The organism is Salmonella sp. 741265073_HBA, assembly GCF_046569105.1.
In the GTDB taxonomy this organism is placed as follows: domain Bacteria; phylum Pseudomonadota; class Gammaproteobacteria; order Enterobacterales; family Enterobacteriaceae; genus Salmonella; species Salmonella enterica.
This window is the reverse complement of record NZ_JBKFRY010000005.1, coordinates 183,025-201,443: the sequence shown is the minus strand read 5'-3', so window position 1 is coordinate 201,443 and position 18,419 is coordinate 183,025. Positions and strand designations below refer to the sequence as shown.

16 protein-coding genes are annotated in these 18,419 nt (G+C 53.1%); 6 read left to right on the top strand and 10 right to left on the bottom strand.

Going from position 1 to position 18,419, the window contains the following annotated elements:
- Position 1 precedes the first annotated feature (1 nt).
- On the bottom strand, positions 2 to 1,204 hold the full coding sequence (gene lplT / locus ACLD3P_RS09885) for a lysophospholipid transporter LplT (RefSeq protein ID WP_001635461.1): 1,203 nt from the start codon (positions 1,202 to 1,204) through the stop codon (positions 2 to 4).
- Positions 1,197 to 3,356, bottom strand: a complete 2,160-nt coding sequence (aas, locus tag ACLD3P_RS09880; RefSeq protein WP_079821874.1) for a bifunctional acyl-ACP--phospholipid O-acyltransferase/long-chain-fatty-acid--ACP ligase — start codon at positions 3,354 to 3,356, stop codon at positions 1,197 to 1,199. Before aas ends, lplT begins: the two co-directional genes overlap by 8 nt.
- Before the next feature lie 592 nt (positions 3,357 to 3,948).
- Between aas and galR the strand changes: the two genes are divergently transcribed.
- The gene (gene galR / locus ACLD3P_RS09875) at positions 3,949 to 4,977 is read left to right on the top strand and encodes an HTH-type transcriptional regulator GalR (RefSeq protein ID WP_000201030.1); all 1,029 of its coding nucleotides are present in this window, start codon (positions 3,949 to 3,951) and stop codon (positions 4,975 to 4,977) included.
- A 10-nt stretch (positions 4,978 to 4,987) separates the two neighbouring features.
- The gene (locus tag ACLD3P_RS09870) at positions 4,988 to 6,010 is read left to right on the top strand and encodes a LacI family DNA-binding transcriptional regulator (protein WP_131046583.1); all 1,023 of its coding nucleotides are present in this window, start codon (positions 4,988 to 4,990) and stop codon (positions 6,008 to 6,010) included.
- 9 nt (positions 6,011 to 6,019) lie between these two features.
- On the opposite strand, the gene lysA is transcribed toward ACLD3P_RS09870, so the two are convergent.
- Entirely contained in the window at positions 6,020 to 7,282 is a 1,263-nt protein-coding gene (lysA, locus tag ACLD3P_RS09865; RefSeq protein ID WP_131046520.1) for a diaminopimelate decarboxylase, read from the bottom strand.
- 117 nt (positions 7,283 to 7,399) lie between these two features.
- On the opposite strand from lysA, the gene ACLD3P_RS09860 reads away from it, so the two are divergent.
- Positions 7,400 to 8,335, top strand: a complete 936-nt coding sequence (locus ACLD3P_RS09860; RefSeq protein ID WP_094888439.1) for a LysR family transcriptional regulator — start codon at positions 7,400 to 7,402, stop codon at positions 8,333 to 8,335.
- On the opposite strand, the gene ACLD3P_RS09855 is transcribed toward ACLD3P_RS09860, so the two are convergent.
- From ACLD3P_RS09855 to ACLD3P_RS09830, 6 genes are all read right to left on the bottom strand, one after another.
- Positions 8,307 to 9,014 (bottom strand): aspartate/glutamate racemase, encoded by a 708-nt coding sequence (locus ACLD3P_RS09855; protein WP_000848633.1) that lies wholly within the window; start codon positions 9,012 to 9,014, stop codon positions 8,307 to 8,309. The two genes, ACLD3P_RS09860 and ACLD3P_RS09855, sit on opposite strands and share 29 nt — an antisense overlap.
- 112 nt (positions 9,015 to 9,126) lie before the next feature.
- Positions 9,127 to 10,545 (bottom strand): arabinose-proton symporter AraE, encoded by a 1,419-nt coding sequence (gene araE, locus ACLD3P_RS09850; protein ID WP_000253650.1) that lies wholly within the window; start codon positions 10,543 to 10,545, stop codon positions 9,127 to 9,129.
- Between the two features lie 353 nt (positions 10,546 to 10,898).
- A complete protein-coding gene (gene kduD, locus ACLD3P_RS09845; protein WP_000602478.1) occupies positions 10,899 to 11,660 on the bottom strand; it encodes a 2-dehydro-3-deoxy-D-gluconate 5-dehydrogenase KduD in 762 nt (253 codons plus the stop codon).
- Between the two features lie 56 nt (positions 11,661 to 11,716).
- Positions 11,717 to 12,553, bottom strand: coding sequence for a 5-dehydro-4-deoxy-D-glucuronate isomerase (gene kduI, locus ACLD3P_RS09840; RefSeq protein ID WP_000383270.1), 837 nt, complete (start codon positions 12,551 to 12,553; stop codon positions 11,717 to 11,719).
- A gap of 428 nt (positions 12,554 to 12,981) precedes the next feature.
- Positions 12,982 to 14,160, bottom strand: coding sequence for an acetyl-CoA C-acetyltransferase (locus tag ACLD3P_RS09835; protein WP_131046521.1), 1,179 nt, complete (start codon positions 14,158 to 14,160; stop codon positions 12,982 to 12,984).
- 122 nt (positions 14,161 to 14,282) lie between these two features.
- Positions 14,283 to 15,146, bottom strand: a complete 864-nt coding sequence (locus tag ACLD3P_RS09830) for a LysR family transcriptional regulator (RefSeq protein ID WP_001270769.1) — start codon at positions 15,144 to 15,146, stop codon at positions 14,283 to 14,285.
- Positions 15,147 to 15,249: 103 nt separating this feature from the next.
- Between ACLD3P_RS09830 and ACLD3P_RS09825 the strand changes: the two genes are divergently transcribed.
- Together ACLD3P_RS09825 and ACLD3P_RS09820 are read left to right on the top strand one after the other, a co-directional pair.
- Entirely contained in the window at positions 15,250 to 15,705 is a 456-nt protein-coding gene (locus ACLD3P_RS09825; RefSeq protein ID WP_001519547.1) for a multidrug/biocide efflux PACE transporter, read from the top strand.
- A 141-nt stretch (positions 15,706 to 15,846) separates the two neighbouring features.
- Entirely contained in the window at positions 15,847 to 17,076 is a 1,230-nt protein-coding gene (locus tag ACLD3P_RS09820; RefSeq protein WP_000036837.1) for an amino acid permease, read from the top strand.
- A 30-nt stretch (positions 17,077 to 17,106) separates the two neighbouring features.
- Here the strand turns inward: ACLD3P_RS09820 and rcnR are convergent, their stop codons facing one another.
- Positions 17,107 to 17,379, bottom strand: a complete 273-nt coding sequence (gene rcnR, locus ACLD3P_RS09815; RefSeq protein WP_000019953.1) for a Ni(II)/Co(II)-binding transcriptional repressor RcnR — start codon at positions 17,377 to 17,379, stop codon at positions 17,107 to 17,109.
- A gap of 122 nt (positions 17,380 to 17,501) precedes the next feature.
- Between rcnR and ACLD3P_RS09810 the strand changes: the two genes are divergently transcribed.
- Positions 17,502 to 18,326 carry a nickel/cobalt efflux protein RcnA gene (locus ACLD3P_RS09810; protein ID WP_000503695.1) on the top strand — a complete coding sequence of 275 codons (825 nt, stop codon included), beginning with the start codon at positions 17,502 to 17,504 and terminating at the stop codon, positions 18,324 to 18,326.
- Positions 18,327 to 18,419: the final 93 nt, after the last annotated feature.

Sequence of the window (18,419 nt, the reverse complement as noted above, 5' to 3'; positions counted from 1 at the left end):
CTCAGTATGATGCCTGCCGGCGCTGCCAGATCCACAGCGCCGCGATCGCCAGCGCGAACAGCACGCCAAAGCCGATACCTATCGCCACTGCCGGAACGCCAACCAGCACCGCCAGCGAGTACAGTCCCAGCATTAATAGCATGGCGCTATTCTCGCCCAGATTTTGTACGGCAATGGCATTCCCGGCGCCAACGCTCTTCTTACCGCGCTCCTGGAGCAAGGCGTTGAGCGGCACCACAAAAAAGCCGCCCAGCATACCTATCAACAGCAACAAGGCATAAGCAGGCAGCAATGCGTGCTGTAATGAGAAGATCGCAACCACAACGCCAATCAAAATCCCGGCGGGCATACAGCGCGATACGGTCTCCAGCGTCACCAGTTTTGCCGCCGCGCCCGCGCCGACCACAATGCCTACCGCCACCATGGCGTTCAGGTAAGTCGGCGTGGCGTTATCCGTAATCCCCAGCGCCACCGGCACCCACAGCACCAGCAGAAAACGCAGCGTCACGCCTGCGCCCCAGAATAGCCCGGTCCCCACCAGCGAAAAACGCGTTTCACCGTTACGCCAAAGGACAACGCAAGCGCAGAAGAAGCTACGCGTCATCGCCGACAACCGCCAGGATTGTCCTGGACGCGCCGCCACAAGCTTCGGGATAAACAGGTTCGCCGCCACTGCGCCAGCGTAGGCCAACGCGCAGGCAACCAGCGCGGCGATGACATGCCAGTCGGCCAATACGCCGCCCGCGACGGAACCGAGCAAAATCGCCGCAATCGTAGAGGCTTCCATCAGGCCATTGGCTTTCACCAGCTTATCGCCCGTCGTCAGTTCGCCCAGAATACCGTATTTCGCCGGAGAATAAGCCGCCGCGCCAATCCCGACCAACGTATAACCGACAAAAGGATTTATGCCGAGGCAGATACCTGCCGCTCCCGCCAGTTTAAGACCATTGGCGACCATCATCACCCGGCCTTTGGCAAAGCTGTCCGCTATCTGGCCGACAAACGGCGCAAAAAGAATGTAAGCGCCCACAAACACCATTTGCAGAACAGGCTGGCTCCAGTCCGGATAAAACTGGGCTTTCAGCAGCGCCAGCGTCGCAAACAGCAGCGCATTATCGCCAAAAGCCGAGAGAAACTGCGCGACAATAACCGACAGCATCCCTTTCGACCAGATGGAGGTGTTAGTACGTACTGACTCACTCATGATGTTGTTCCGGCGCATCCACCCAACTTTTCAGCGTCACAAAATCGGGTTTCCCGCTGCCAAGCAAGGGAAGCTGTTTCAGATAACGGATATCACGCGGGACGGCAAGTTCCGGAATACCGTGTTCACGGGCATAGTGCTGTAACTTTTCTCGGGTGAGTTCGCTGTCAGTCGTAAACAGTACCAGCGCTTCACCTTTGCTGGCATCGCTTTTAATGGCGGTAGCGTGCATTTTGTCCGCCGAAACGCCAAGCGCCAGTTGCTCGACCATCTCCAGCGAGACCATTTCGCCAGCAATTTTCGCAAAGCGTTTCGCGCGCCCCTGAATCTGCACAAAACCATTTTCATCGAAGCGTACAATATCGCCCGTGTCGTACCAGCCGCGCTCGGTTTCGCCTCTGGCGTTTTCCGCCGACGGCACCTCCAGCACGCCCGGTTTTTCCACGCGCAGATAGCCATTCATGATATTCGGCCCTTTCAGCTGTAGCCGACCGCCGTTTTCAATACCGGGTACCGCCAGCAGACGCGCGTCCATGCCAGGCAGAATGCGGCCAACAGTGCCAGGCTTAGCCGCCATCGGCACGTTAATCGAGACTACTGGCGCGCATTCCGTTACCCCGTAGCCCTCAAGAATGCGCAGACCGAATTTATCCTGCCACAGTTGTTTGGTGCTCTCCTGAAGTTTTTCCGCACCGGCCACCACATAGCGCAGGCGATAAAAATCATACGGATTGGCAAAGCGCGCATAGTTGCCGAGGAAGGTTGACGTACCAAACAGCACGGTACAGTTACGGTCATAGACCAGTTCCGGCACAATGCGATAGTGCAGCGGACTTGGATAAAGAAACACTTCCGCGCCGGTCAACAACGGCGTAAACAGGCCCACCGTCAAACCGAACGAGTGAAAGAGCGGCAGCGCCGACATAAAACGGTCATTGGCGGTGAAATCCGCAATCGTTTTTATCTGCTCGACGTTCGCCAGAATGCTTTTATGGCTGTGCACCACCCCTTTCGGGTGCCCTTCCGAGCCAGAGGTAAAAAGAATAATCGCCGCGTCTTCCGGCTGCTGTTTTACCTGCGCCAGTCGCGGCGCCAGGAGGTGGGCAAAAATCCACAGCTTGTCGGAGGGCGTGACGTCCGCTTTTAAATCTTCCAGGTAAACCCAGCGAACCTGCGTTAGCTGTTCCGGCAGGTGCCATAATTTACCTTTATCGAGGAACTGGCGGGAGGTAAAAATCGTTTTAATTTCCGCCGCGGTAATCGCGCTGGTCAGCCCTTTTACCCCCGCCGTGTAGTTCATCATGGCCGGAATGCGGCGACGAGAAACCGCGCCGAAAATCACCGCCGCGCTGATGGCGGCATTCGGCAGCATTAAACCGATTTTCTCGCCCTCAACGCTGTACTTTTCCAGAATCCGGCCAACAAAAAGCGTCTTGGTCAGTAACTTACGATACGTATCCGGCGTAAAGTTAATGTCCTCAATACAGTTTTTACCTGCGCCGTAACGATATTGCGCCGCCAGCAACGATTCGTATAACGTCTCGCGCGGGCGCACCGCCATACGCGCTTCCATCATGATCTGATGCAGCATCTCACCCGCTATCTTACGCCTGTCGCGCGCGCGCGGCGCTTCCGGCATCGGTATTTGCGTCGGCGGTAAAATATGAAGCTGAATGCGGGGGAATAAGCGCCGTTTAACCAGACCTTTAAGGCGACTGAAAGGCGTAAGCTCCGCGCCGTCAATACGGAGCGGAATGACGGTTGCGCCCGATTTTGCCGCCACAAAGCCTGCGCCGTCATAAATTTTCATCAGCGAGCCGGTCACGGAAATCCGCCCTTCCGGGAAAATCACCACTGGACGCCCCTGCTCCACCAGGCGCACCAGGTGTTTAATGGACATGGGTTTAGTGGGATCGAGCGGCACAAAATCGATCAGCGGCGTTAACCAGCGCATATACCATTGCTGGCTGATGGAGGTATATACCGCAAAGACAGGCCGTACCGGCAAAAACAGCGCCAGTAGCATACCATCGATAAATGAAACGTGATTGGGGGTAATTAAGACCCGGTTCCCCTGTAGCGCCCGGACATCGCCAGTGACGCGCACACGATAAAGCACGCGAAACAGGTTACGGAAAAATCCAAACAGCATTTCAACTCCCTTTGGCCGACAATTCGCTAAAACATGAATTGTGGCAGATTACACGAGTTGCGTAACAGGAGCGATAGCAAAATAGGTTCGAAAAAAAACCTGCGCATCCGCGCAGGTTGGTGCAAGAGACAGGTACGAAGAGCGTACCGAATAATCTCACCAATCAATACCTCTGGGATCTTGATTGTGGGCTTCGCGCGTCTGCATCGCCAGTCCGAAAACGCAAAGGAATAAACGGAAATGCAACGAGTTGTGTAAATTATCCGTTACTGTTACAGGTTCAGGCGAAACAAAAAAAAACCTGCGCATCTCTACGCAGGTTGGTGTAATTCGTGTGATCAACAATGACGTTGATTCCACCTATCAATACCTCTGGGATCACCACTCTATCAACCTGACTCGCTGGCCTGCCAGCAGACAATCGCAACAGCGCTTCGCAAACTGTAACGAAAGATTTGTATTGTCACTTTACAGACGCATTTCTCCCGTGCAGGTCACATTTGCCCGACACGGCGGGGCAAGAGGCTTGAACAGACGTTCATTTTCCGTAAAACTGGCGTAATGTAAGCGTTTACCCACTATAGGTATTATCATGGCGACCATAAAAGATGTAGCCCGACTGGCCGGTGTTTCAGTCGCCACCGTTTCTCGCGTTATTAACGATTCGCCAAAAGCCAGCGAAGCGTCCCGGCTGGCGGTGACCAGCGCAATGGAGTCCCTGAGCTATCACCCTAACGCCAACGCGCGCGCGCTGGCACAGCAGGCAACGGAAACCCTCGGTCTGGTGGTCGGCGACGTTTCCGATCCTTTTTTCGGCGCGATGGTGAAAGCCGTTGAACAGGTGGCGTATCACACCGGAAATTTTTTACTGATTGGCAACGGGTATCATAACGAACAAAAAGAGCGTCAGGCTATTGAACAGTTGATTCGTCATCGTTGCGCAGCGTTAGTGGTACACGCCAAAATGATTCCGGATGCGGACCTGGCCTCATTAATGAAGCAAATCCCCGGCATGGTGCTGATTAACCGCATTTTACCGGGGTTAGAACACCGCTGTGTCGCGCTGGATGACCGTTACGGGGCATGGCTGGCGACCCGGCATCTGATCCAGCAAGGTCATACGCGTATTGGGTATATCTGTTCCAATCACACTATATCTGATGCCGAAGATCGCCTGAGGGGCTATTACGATGCGCTGGCGGAAAGCCATATCCCGGCTAACGATCGGCTGGTGACGTTCGGCGAACCGGATGAAAGCGGCGGCGAGCAGGCGATGACTGAGTTATTAGGTCGCGGCAGAAATTTTACCGCAGTGGCCTGCTATAACGACTCGATGGCGGCCGGCGCGATGGGAGTATTAAATGATAATGGCGTGGGGGTGCCGGGCGAAGTATCGCTCATCGGTTTTGATGATGTACTGGTCTCACGCTATGTGCGTCCCCGACTGACCACCATTCGGTATCCGATCGTCACCATGGCGACACAGGCGGCGGAGCTGGCGTTAGCGCTGGCAGGGAAATGCCCTACGCCAGAAGTAACTCATGTATTTAGTCCGACACTGGTACGCCGACATTCGGTGTCCACGCCGACGGATACCGGACACCTGTCGACAACCGATTAATCAGGGTAGCATGATGGCGACAATGCTGGATGTTTCCCGCCATGCGGGCGTATCAAAGGCCACCGTCTCACGGGTGCTGAATGGGACGGGGCAGGTAAAAGAAAGTACGCGCCAGAAAGTGTTTACGGCGATGCAGGTTCTGGACTATCGCCCCAACCTGCTGGCACGCTCGCTGGCGAATCGCACCAGCAACAGCATCGGTCTGGTCGTCTCTACGTTTGACGGCTTCTATTTCGGCAGTTTGTTGCGCCGGGCGTCGCGCCAGGCGGAGTTGCATAACAAGCAGTTGATCGTCACCGATGGTCACGATACGCCGGAACGAGAGCAGAAAGCCGTACAAATGTTGGCCGACAGACAGTGCGACGCTATTATTCTTTACACTCGCTATATGGATGAGCCGGCGATTTTGTCGTTGATTGACGCCACGGAAATGCCGCTGGTGATTATTAATCGCAACGTCACTCAGGCCCGCGATCGCGCTATTTTCTTCGAGCAGGAGACGGCGGCATTCCAGGCGGTGGAATACCTGATTACGCAGGGCCATCGCGATATCGCCTGTATTACGCTGCCTGTTCATACTCCCACCGGCACATCACGCGTAGCGGGTTATCGCAAGGCGCTGGAAAAGTATGGTATTCCCTGGCAACCGGCAAAAGTGAAATACGGCGATTACACGCTGACGCGCGGCTATGACGCCTGCCGGGAATTACTGGAGGAAGGCGTCACGTTTAGCGCGCTATTCGCCTGTAATGATGACACGGCGCTGGGCGCGGCAAAAGCGATGCGCCAGGCCGGATTACGCATCCCGCAGGATGTGTCGCTGTTTGGTTTTGACGATGCGCCGGGCGCAACCTGGCTTGAACCGGGGCTTTCAACAGTCTATTTACCCATCGAGGATATGATAGCCACCGCAATCGATCAGGCCGTTCGTCTGGCGAACAGCGAGCCGGTCGCCCCGATCCCGCCCTTTATCGGCACGCTGATTCTGCGCGAGTCCGTCGCCGCGGGCCCGTTTTTTCAACGTCCGGCCTAATGATGCGCTTCAGAGCATCTCCAGCGCTAACAGCTCCTCAATGGTCTGACGACGGCGGATCAGCCACGCCTGTCCATTGTCAAACAGTACTTCCGGCAGGAGCGGGCGGCTGTTGTAATTCGATGACATAGACGCGCCGTACGCGCCGGTATCGTGCAATACGAGGTAATCGCCGGGGATGACCGCAGGTAAGGCGCGTGTTTCAACCATTCCCCCTTCCTGCTGCGTAAAAACATCGCCTGATTCGCATAGCGGCCCGGCGACCACCGTCTCGACCCACGGGCCATTTTCAAGCGCGCGACCATCCGCCGCCAGCGCCGAAATACGGTGATAGCTACCGTACATCGCCGGGCGCATCAGATCGTTAAAACCCGCATCTACCAGCACGAAATGGCGGCTTCCCATCTGTTTTACGCTACGTACCTGCGTTACCAGCACGCCCGATTGCGCCACCAGAAAACGTCCGGGTTCGATCTCAAGTTTGACCGCATGTCCCAGATGGCGGGCGATTTGCTCGCGCGCCGCGTTCCACAGACCATAGTAATGGCGCGTATCAACGGGCTCTTCTCCCTCACGATAAGGTATCGAGAGTCCGCCGCCTGCCGAAATCGCCTCCACATCCTGACCACATTCCAGCACCTGGCGTACCATCGCGCCGCAAACCTGCTCCAGATGGCCATAATCGACGCCGGAACCAATGTGCATATGGATACCGACAAGTTTCAGTCGGTATTTCTGCATTACCGCCAGCGCCGCCGGAAGATCGCTATGCCAGATGCCGTGTTTGCTGTTTTCGCCCCCGGTGTTGGTTTTCTGGCTGTGGCCGTGACCAAAGCCAGGATTCACGCGCAACCAGACGCGATGCCCAGGCGAAACCTGACCAAGCTGCGTCAGCATATCTACCGAGCCGGCATTGACCGGAATATGCAGTTCGCTGACGCGCGCCAGCGTGGCGGCGTCAATCACATCGGCGGTAAAAACGATATCATCAGGGCACGTTTGCGGATCGTAGCCCGCCGCCAGCGCACGTTCGATCTCCCCCAATGAAACAGAATCCACCTTTACGCCCTGCGCGCGCATTAAGCGCAGGATATGAATGTTCGAACAGGCTTTTTGCGCAAAACGCACGACGTCAAACTGCTGCAGGGCGGCTATCTGACGGCGAATAATGTGCGCGTCATAGACCCAGACCGGACAGCCGAATTCAGCAGGCAATCTGAGCAAATTTTCAGCGTTAAGGTCAGTTTCAGCGTGATAATGCGGCAATGACATAACAAACTCCGGAACAGGCTTTTTAACGATTACGCCATACCTTAGAAAGAATAAAAAATATCGTTTTATTGTCAGTCTATGCAAAAATGATATGGGATAAATGATTCAGGGAAACGTATGGCTGCCGTAAATTTACGTCACATTGAAATTTTTCACGCCGTAATGACCGCCGGAAATCTCACCGAAGCGGCGCGGCTGCTGCATACCTCGCAGCCTACCGTCAGTCGCGAGCTGGCGCGTTTTGAGAAAGTGCTGGGATTAACGCTGTTTGAGCGCACACGCGGGCGCTTACATCCGACGGTGCAAGGGCTACGCCTGTTCGAAGAGGTACAACGCTCCTGGTATGGGTTGGATCGCATCGTCAGCGCGGCGGAAAGTCTGCGCGAGTTCCGTCAGGGCGAACTCTCTATCGCCTGCCTGCCGGTCTTTTCACAATCCTTTTTGCCGCCGCTACTACCGCCTTTTCTGGCGCGTTATCCGGATGTCAGCCTGAATATTGTGCCGCAGGAGTCGCCGTTACTGGAAGAGTGGCTCTCCGCCCAGCGCCACGACTTAGGGCTGACGGAGACGCTTCATGCCCCGGCAGGAACAACCCGTACCGAGTTACTAACGCTAAATGAAGTGTGCGTACTGCCCTGCGACCATCCGCTTGCCGCCAAAACGGTACTGACGCCAGACGATTTTCAGGGGGAAAACTTTATCAGCCTCTCCCGCCTGGACAGCTATCGACAGTTGTTGGATACGTTATTTGCCGAACATCAGGTGAAGCGCAGAATGGTGGTGGAAACGCATAGCGCGGCCTCCGTCTGCGCGATGGTGCGCGCCGGGGCGGGCGTTTCGATCGTTAACCCGCTGACCGCGCTGGACTATGCCGCCAGCGGCGTCACCGTTCGCCGCTTCAGCATTGACGTGCCCTTTACCGTCAGCCTGATTCGCCCGCTACACCGCCCCGCCTCCGCGCTGGTTGACGCCTTCAGTCAGCATTTACAAACGCATCTTTCGCGCCTGGTCGAACCGCTGGAGGTTATTCTGGGGCCGATGACGAAAGCATAAAGCTCACGGCATCTGCGGCATGAATTGCCGTGGTATCGAAAACCGGTAGCGCGCTTTGCGTCTGGGGAACAAGCAAACCTATTTCAGTGCAGCCAAAAATAACGCCCTGCGCGCCTTGCGCAGCCAGTTGTTCGATAACCTGTAAATAATAGTGGCGCGACGCGTCAGTGAATGTCCCCTGACAGAGCTCGTCAAAAATGACCTGATTGATACGCGCCCGATCGTCCGCCTCCGGCACGATGGTCTCAATCGCAAATTGCTGTTCCAGCCGCCCGCGATAAAAATCCTGCTCCATCGTATAGCGGGTCCCTAATAGCGCCACGCGATGCAACCCCTGACGGGCGATGGCTCGCCCGGTAGCATCCGCAATGTGTAGGAAAGGCAGAGAACAACGAGATTCAATAACGTGCGCGATTTTATGCATGGTGTTGGTACACAGCACAATGCCTTCTGCGCCCGCCTGCTGTAACCCCTGGGCGGCCTGCGCCAGGATATCGCCCGCTTTATCCCACTCGCCGCGGCGTTGACATACTTCAATATCGTGGAAATCTACGCTATGCAGCAGTAAGCTCGCCGAGTGCAGGCCTCCCAACTGCTGTTTAATGCCTTCATTGATTAAACGGTAATAAGGGATAGTCGATTCCCAGCTCATCCCCCCCAACAGCCCGATCGTTTTCACTGCGCTCTCCTTTTTTTAAAGCATTATGGCAGTGAAGCAAACTTACACATCCGTTTCCAGTCTATTTTTCATCATGCCGGATAACAGGCGTCATCCGGCATGGGAGGGGTGATTACACGCCAATATTTCTTAGCTTCTCGCCCGCCATCAGCTTGCGTTCGATGTGCTCCAGGGTGACATTTTTGGTTTCCGGAATCAGCCAGAAAGTGATGCCGATAAAAGCGATATTCAGCGCGGTGTAAAGCCAGAATGTACCTGCCGCGCCAATGCTGTCCAACAGTGTCAGGAATGTCGCGCCGATGATCATGTTCGATACCCAGTTTGTCGTGGTTGAACAGGTAATGCCAAAATCACGGCATTTCAGCGGCTGGATTTCCGAACACAGTATCCACACCACCGGAGCGGCGCTCATCGCGTAACCGGCGATACACATCATCGTCATCCCAACGGAAAGCCAGGAGAGGCCGCTTGATGCCGTACCGTTATCAAACTGCATCAGGCAGTAGCCCAACACCAATGTCCCTAACGCCATTACGCTGAAACCGATTTTTAACGCCGGTTTACGCCCGGCCTTATCGACCGTAAAGACGGCGATAAACGTCGCGAACATAAAGGTCAGCCCGACCACCAGCGTGGCGATCATTTGCTGTTCCGTGGTGGTAAAGCCGGCCATTTTAAAAATGCGCGGCGCATAGTACATAATGATGTTCATGCCGGTGAACTGCTGCATTGCCTGTAGCAGCATACCGAGGAACACGGCGCGGCGAACATTGCGGTTAGCTTTAAATAATGCCCACCCGCCCTGCTTGAGTTTGAGGCTTTCCCGAATCTCATTCAGTTCATCACGGGCTTTTTCCGAGGTATCGCGCAGCATACGCAGCACCTCTTCCGCTTCAATATGGCGACCTTTTTGCGCCAGCCAGCGCGGACTATTCGGCAGGAATACCACCAGAATAATGAGCAACACCGCAGGCAGCGCCAGCACGCCCAACATCGCGCGCCAGTTGCCGCTGTAGCTGAATGCCGTATCGGATAAAAAAGCCAGCACAATGCCTAACGTCACCATCAGTTGATACATACTGATCATTTTGCCGCGAACATTTTCACTTGCCATTTCAGAGAGATAAAGCGGCGCGGTATAGGACGCAATCCCTACTGCTACGCCCAGTATCACGCGGGCGCCAATCAATACCTCCACGCTGGAAGCAAACGCCGACCCCAGCGAGCCGAGTACAAACAAAATCGCGCCAGCCATCAGGCTATACTTACGCCCCAGCCGGAATGAAAGCCAGCCGTTAAATAATGCGCCAATTGCCGCGCCAAGCATCATACTGCTGACGACCCATTCCTGCAGCCGGCTGGTCAGTACGAAATGGTCGGTAATAAAAGGCAGCGCCCCGGCGATAACGCCGATATCCAGACCAAATAACAGTCCCGCTACCGCTGCAGAAACCGAAACAAACATATTCATACGTCGTGTGTCGCGAAGCGAACGCGGCGTTAAAGCAGAGTCATGATTAATAGAGACCATATTTTCCTGCCACAACAGAGTAAGACATAGCCTGAAAGTACGGGATACTCTTCCTCAAGTGTCAGGCTGGAAACGGCATAAATATGGATTAAATGGCTACGCTATAGCGATATGTGATGGATATTACACTTTTTAAATTTAACGCCGTTGCCGGGTATTTTTTTAAACCACCAATATTTCAATGAATTAAAGCATTGATCATAGCTATTATTTAACAATATATGGATTAAGTTAAACCCACAATATGGACTATGCTAATGAGATCATAAAAAAACCCTGTACGAGGACAGGGCTTTATCAGTTTTTTCGGCCAAAGAGTCGACTTTCCCAGAAACGCATTTGTCAGTAGCGGATTAACGCGCCAGCCAACCGCCATCTACCGCTATGGTATAGCCGTTAATATAATCAGCGGCGCTGGATGCCAGGAAGACTACCGGCCCCATTAAATCGCCCGGTAGCCCCCAACGTCCAGCCGGAATACGGTCGAGAATTTCGGCGCTACGTTGTGCATCAGCGCGCAATTGCTGGGTATTATTCGTGGACATATAGCCCGGTGCGATGGCGTTCACATTGATATTGTGTTTCGCCCACTCGTTCGCCATCAGACGCGTTATTCCCATTACGCCGCTTTTCGACGCGGTATAAGACGGAACGCGAATGCCGCCCTGGAAGGAGAGCATAGACGCGATATTAATAATTTTGCCGCCGTTGCCCTGGGCAATAAAATATTTTGCCGCCGCCTGAGACATAAAGAACACGCTCTTGATGTTCAGGTTCATGACGTCATCCCAGTCTTTTTCCGTGAAATCAATCGCATCTTCACGACGGATCAAACCCGCGTTATTCACCAGAATATCAATATGACCGTATTCCGCCACCGCCCGTTCCAGTAATGCCGGAATACCATCGATTTGACGCAGATCGGCTGTCAGGCTTAAAAAACGACGTCCCAGAGCGGTGACGCGCGCAATAGTGTCCGTCGGTTCAACAATGTTAATACCGACAATGTCACAGCCCGCTTCCGCCAGCCCTAACGCCATCCCCTGCCCCAATCCGGTATCGCACCCCGTCACAACCGCGACTTTACCTTCAAGAGAAAATGCATTCAAAATCATTGTTAATCCTTATTTTTGTCATGCCTGTCACGCACAGGCGTTATCACCGGTCGCGACTAGCGCAGATCTTGTACCGCAACGTGATCCATGTCATCGAAGACCTGATTTTCTCCCACCATGCCCCAAATAAACGTATAGGCTTTGGTGCCAACGCCGGAATGTATTGACCAGCTTGGGGAAATAACCGCCTGTTCATTACGCATCACAATATGACGGGTTTCCTGAGGCTGCCCCATCATATGGAAAACGCAACTGTCCTCTTCCATATTGAAATAGAGGTACACTTCCATACGGCGCTCATGGGTATGGCATGGCATGGTGTTCCATAGATTGCCGGGCGCCAGTTCGGTGAGTCCCATACTGAGCTGACAGGTTTCCAGTACATCCGGTACGAAGTATTTATTGATGGTGCGACGGTTACTGGTGAGGTTATCGCCTAAGGTGACGGGCGCAACGTCGGCAGGCGACACTTTTTTCGTCGGATAAGCGGTATGCGCTGGCGCGCAGTTGTAATAAAACTTCGCCGGTCTGCTCGCCTCATTGCTGACGAAGACCAGCTCTTTCGCCCCTTTACCAATATACAGAGCATCACGATGACCAATGTCATGGCGCTGCCCGTCAACGATAATGGCGCCCGCGCCGCCAATATTAATGACGCCCAGCTCGCGGCGGTCCAGTAACCGGGAAACGCCAAGCTGTTTACCCACCTCTCCGCCGATTTCAACGGGATGGCTGACGGGCATAATGCCGCCGACAATAATACGGTCGATATGGCTGTAGACCATCGTATATTCATCAGCGACAAAAATATTTTCTATTAAAAACTCGCGTCGCAGCGCCTGGGTGTCCAGCGTTTTAGCGTGCTCGCTATGGATGCTTTGCCTTACGTCCACTTTTCCCTCCAATGATAAATCCCTCGCAATGGCATAAAATCAAAACACTGTTTTGATTTATTTAACGGCATCATAGTCACCTGGATGAAGGTTTTCAACAATAAATAAAACAACGTTTCATTTATATGGTTGGTTATTTTTAAAACTGCTGTAGCGATCACGATCGGCGCTAAAACTTACGCACATGTCTGATTTTCAGAAATGTGCGCCAGATGCTGTATGCGGTTATTCAGATAAAAATTGAAGCTTGTTTTGGAACGGGGTCTGCTGTGCGAATTGAATTAAAAGCGGTATGCGTCTGCAATGCCCGACGCGGCAAGACATTCTGCGCTATAACGAAAAGGGGTTTCTGTCACTGGCTTTGCCCTCGTGATAGAGGGCTTTTTATGACGGAATACTGAAGCAGGAAAAGGGTGGCTGGCGTAGGATCAATCGCGTTCAATGGTTAAAGCAACACCCTGGCCGCCACCGATACACAGCGTCGCCAGGCCTTTACGCGCGTCGCGTTTAACCATTTCGTGCACCAGTGAAACCAGAATTCGACAGCCGGAAGCGCCAATAGGATGCCCCAGCGCAATCGCGCCGCCATTAACGTTTACCCGTCGCTCATCCCATTCCAGCATTTTTCCTACCGACAACGCCTGGGCGGCAAACGCTTCGTTGGCTTCGATAAGGTCGACCTCCGCCAGTTGCCAACCGGCACGCTCCAGACAGCGCCGGGTAGCATATACCGGCGCAATCCCCATTAGCGCAGGATCGACGCCGACGCTGGCAAACGCGCGGATGCGCGCCAGCACCGGCAGCCCCAGCGCCTGGGCTTTCGTCTCGCTCATCATCATCACCGCGGCGGCGCCATCGTTGATTGAGGAGGCATTACCCGCCGTCACCGAACCTAAACTATCAAACGCCGGATGCAGCAGGGCTAACCCCTCCGCACTGGTGTCGGCCCGCGGTTGTTCATCCGTATCGACAATTGCGGTCTGCCCATTACGTTGCGTGACGATGGGGACAATCTCATCTTTAAAACGTCCGGTATCAATCGCGGCCCTGGCTTTTTGCTGCGAACTGAGCGCATAAGCATCCTGTAACTCGCGGCTGATGCCATATTCCCGCGCCAGGTTTTCTGCCGTCACGCCAATGTGATAATCGTTGAAGGCATCCCATAAGCCATCATGTACCAGACTATCCACCAGATTGTCGGCATCAGGCAACGCGCCGGTACGGCTGTCATTGAGGACATGCGGCGCACGGCTCATATTCTCCTGCCCGCCCGCAATAACAATGTCCGCTTCGCCGCACTGAATAGCCTGCGTCGCCAGGTGCAACGCTTTTAAACCGGAACCACAAACGTCATTAATGGTAATAGCGGAAACGGTAGTCGGCAGCCCTCCTTTGATGGCTGACTGGCGCGCCGGATTCTGCCCGGCGCCAGCCGTCAGCACCTGACCGAGGATGACCTCATCGATAGCGTTAGCGTCCACGCCGGTGCGCTCAATTAACGCTTTTACGACCATGCTCCCCAGCTCGACGGCGGAATGACGGGCCAGCGTTCCCTGAAAACAGCCGATGGGTGTCCGTAAAGCCCCCACTATCACAACCTCTTTCATTACCACCTCAGCGCAAAATGACACCGCCATAGTAGAGCATTGTTAAAATTAGTTATCTTGATTGTTTAAAAAAAGTGAGTTTTATCACAAAGGAAATGACGCTGATTTGACGGTGACGCAGCTTATTTCTGCTGCAAATGGTAGCGAAGCCAGTTCCCCGCCGTTCCGGGCGGCGTTTTCTTGTTCCACAGCAAATCAATAGCAATCGCCCTCGGCCAGCCAGGAACATCCAGCTGCGCCAGCGGTTTTTCCGCCGCAAACTCTTCCACCAGCGCGCAGGGCAATACGCACCAGCCAAATCCCTGAACCGCCATGCTCAACAGCAATAAATAGTTTGGCGCTGACCAAGCCGGGCCGCGCGTAATGTTGGCGTTAGAGTCAAGGTAGGTATTCAGACGCAGCTCGCGCCAGGTATGCAGTTGCTCCCATTGCAGGTTCGTCTGCGACGCCAACGGATGCGTGGTCGCCACATAAACCCCCATCCAGCTTTGAACAGGCAGACGCGTCGCGCCAATGTCTGTGGGATAGTCATCACGCGCTTCAATCAGGCCTATCTGGGCGCGCCCTTTTTGCAGCAGGTCGATGACATCATCATTTTCTCCGATCAAGCATTCAAACTCGGTATGCGGAAATTGACGATCAAACTGCGCCATTAACTCTTCCAGACTGTCAGGGTGCAGGGTATCAGAGAGGACGAACGTGAGTCTTGCCTCCGTCTCGCCGGATAACGTCAGCGCCACCTCATCCAGACGATCGCTCGCCGATAAAATAGCCTGAACATAGCTAAGCACCCGTTTTCCTTCTTCGGTCAGAACGGGCTGGCGCGATGATCGATCAAATAATGAAAATCCCAGATCCGCCTCCAGATGCGCAATGGCGGTACTAATGGTGGACTGGCTTTTACGCAGGCGGCGCGCCGCCGCAGAAAACGAACCGCAAGAGACGGTCTCAACAAATGCCATTAACGCTTCAGGTGAGTAACGCATAACCTATCTACTTTATCGATGGATATTATCTTTTAGGTATCACATTAAACGATAAAATAGCGGAAATTTCTTTAGTTTGATTAAGAGTAAGGTTTTTTCGTTTATGCAACATGACGCCATACAACGTCGCTCGCTGCCGGAGCGTATTTTCCATGCTGTCTGTTTTGAAGGTATTGCGACTGCGATACTGGCGCCAACGACCGCCTGGCTAATGCAGCGCTCGGTGCTGGAGATGGGCGGCCTGACGATATTGCTGGCAACGACGGCCATGATCTGGAATATCATTTATAACGCTCTGTTTGATCGACTGTGGCCTGCGCATCAGGTGAGACGAACCGCCAAAGTGCGCGCACTCCATGCGTTAGGATTTGAAAGTGGGTTTATTGTCATTGGCGTGAGTATTGTCGCCTGGGTACTGAATGTCAGCCTGCTACAAGCATTCACCCTGGAAATTGGTTTCTTCCTGTTCTTTTTGCCGTACACGATGCTGTACAACTGGGCATACGATGTTTTACGCCAGCGAATAGTGACCCGCCGCCAACAGCGCGTTAGTGCATGATATTGCTCTTTTTTGCCGGGATCGCAACGCTCCCGGCCCTCCGCCTCCACGACATCCATCTGCTTAAAACGCCCCCAACTGACGCTATTTATGGTAAATTGCGCTTCTTTTTGTGTGTTTTATAGTTGATAAATTCAAATAATGTCTAAAATTTGGTCAAAAGATGAGACTCTCTGGAGTTTTGCATTATACGGAACGGCTGTAGGCGCAGGCACTCTTTTCCTTCCCATCCAGTTGGGATCGGCAGGCGCAATCGTGCTATTTATTACCGCGCTGGTCGCCTGGCCTCTAACATACTGGCCGCATAAGGCGCTGTGTCAGTTTATTCTTTCCTCAAAGACTTCTGCCGGTGAGGGAATTACTGGCGCCGTTACTCATTATTACGGCAAGAAAATCGGCAGTATTATTACCACGCTTTATTTCATTGCGTTTTTTGTCGTGGTATTAATTTATGCTGTGGCGATTACCAATTCCCTGACAGAGCAATTAGCGAAGCATATTCAGATAGATATTCGCATCCGGATGGCAGTTAGCTTCGGCGTAGTACTTATCCTGAATATGATTTTCTTAATGGGAAGACATGCCACTCTTCGCGTAATGGGCTTTTTAGTCTTTCCACTTATCGCTTACTTCTTGTTCCTTTCGCTCTACTTAACCGGAAGCTGGCAACCTTCGTTACTGACCGGGCAGATGTCTTTGGATAGTCACACGTTGCACCAGGTATGGATTTCTATTCCGGTGATGGTTTTTGCTTTTAGCCATACGCCCATTATTTCGACGTTTGCCATCGACAGACGGGAAAATTTTGGCGATCAGGCCATGGATAAATGCAAAAAGATCATGAAGGTCGCCTATCTGATTATCTGCCTGAGCGTGCTGTTCTTTGTCTTTAGCTGCCTGCTCTCCATTCCGCCGTCATACATTGAAGACGCGCGCAACGAAGGCGTTACCATCCTTTCCGCGCTCTCGATGATGCCCAATGCGCCGGCCTGGCTCTCTATTTCCGGTATTATCGTTGCCGTCGTGGCCATGTCGAAATCTTTCCTCGGCACCTATTTCGGCGTCATCGAGGGCGCAACCGAAATGGTAAGAACCACCCTACAGCAGGTTGGCGTGAAAAAAAGCCGGGCGTTCAATCGCGCGCTGTCTATCATGCTGGTTTCCGGGATTACGTTTATTATTTGCTGTATTAACCCGAATGCCATCTCTATGATTTATGCCATTAGCGGCCCGCTCATTGCGATGATTCTGTTTATTATGCCCACGTTGTCAACGTACCTGATACCGGCATTGAAACCCTACCGTTCAGTAGGCAATTTCATTACGTTGGTCGTCGGTTTACTTTGCGTATCGGTGATGTTTTTCGGCTAAAGTAAAAGATAGCCGGGATATAGCTCCCGGCTATTTAATATAAGAATCCAGCACCTTTAATATTACGTCCAGATCTTCTTCACGTCTGGCTTCATCACTCTGATGAACGATATGCTCGGTCAGATGCCCTTTAATCACCTCACGCATTAAGCCATTTACCGCGCCGCGAATCGCCGCGATCTGTTGTAACACGGCCGCGCATTCATGCGGTTCATCCAGCATTTTTTTTAGCGCTATCACCTGTCCCTGAATCTTGCTGGTTCTGGCTTTAAGCTTTTGTTTGTCCCGGATGGTATGTGACATTGCAACACCTCACTAACATTAACGAATACAAATTATAGCATTACGATGCTACTGGGGGGTAGTATTACATACTGGGGGGGAGTAGAATGACGCCCCACATAAAACAACTAAGAATTATTCTCATGGGTGAATTTTCGACACTTCTTCAGCAAGGAAACGGCTGGTTCTTCATTCCCAGCGCCATTTTATTAGGTATTTTGCACGGGCTTGAACCAGGGCACTCCAAAACCATGATGGCGGCTTTTATTATTGCCATTAAAGGTACGGTTAAACAGGCCGTCATGCTCGGTCTGGCAGCAACGCTTTCTCATACCGCGATCGTCTGGTTAATCGCGCTGGGTGGGATGTATCTTAGCCGGGCATTCACCGCACAATCAGTGGAGCCATGGCTGCAGTTAATTTCTGCGATTATTATTCTGAGCACCGCGTGCTGGATGTTCTGGCGGACATGGCGAGGCGAGCAGCAGTGGCTGGCGGGAAACCACCATCACGACCACGACCACGACCACGACCACGACCACGACCATCATGGTCACATACATCCGGAAGGCGCAACGTCAAAAGCGTATCAGGATGCCCATGAACGCGCCCATGCTGCCGATATCCAACGCCGTTTTGATGGTCAAACAGTGACTAATGGACAGATCCTGCTGTTCGGACTGACCGGAGGGCTTATCCCCTGTCCGGCTGCGATCACCGTTTTACTGATTTGTATCCAGCTTAAAGCGTTTACGCTGGGCGCCACGATGGTGCTGAGCTTTAGTCTTGGCCTGGCATTAACGCTGGTGACGGTAGGCGTTGGCGCGGCGATAAGCGTTCAACAGGCAGCAAAGCGCTGGAGTGGTTTTTCGACGCTTGCCCGGCGGGCGCCCTATTTTTCGAGCATTCTGATTGGTCTGGTCGGCGTGTATATGGGAATTCATGGCTATACCGGGATCATGCAGTAAATATGTAACGCTTCTGCTCAGGCCGTATCATTCACTTCGGGTTTCATTCCAGAAGCGTTTTTACTTATCAAACGGTATGAAAGGCCATACATT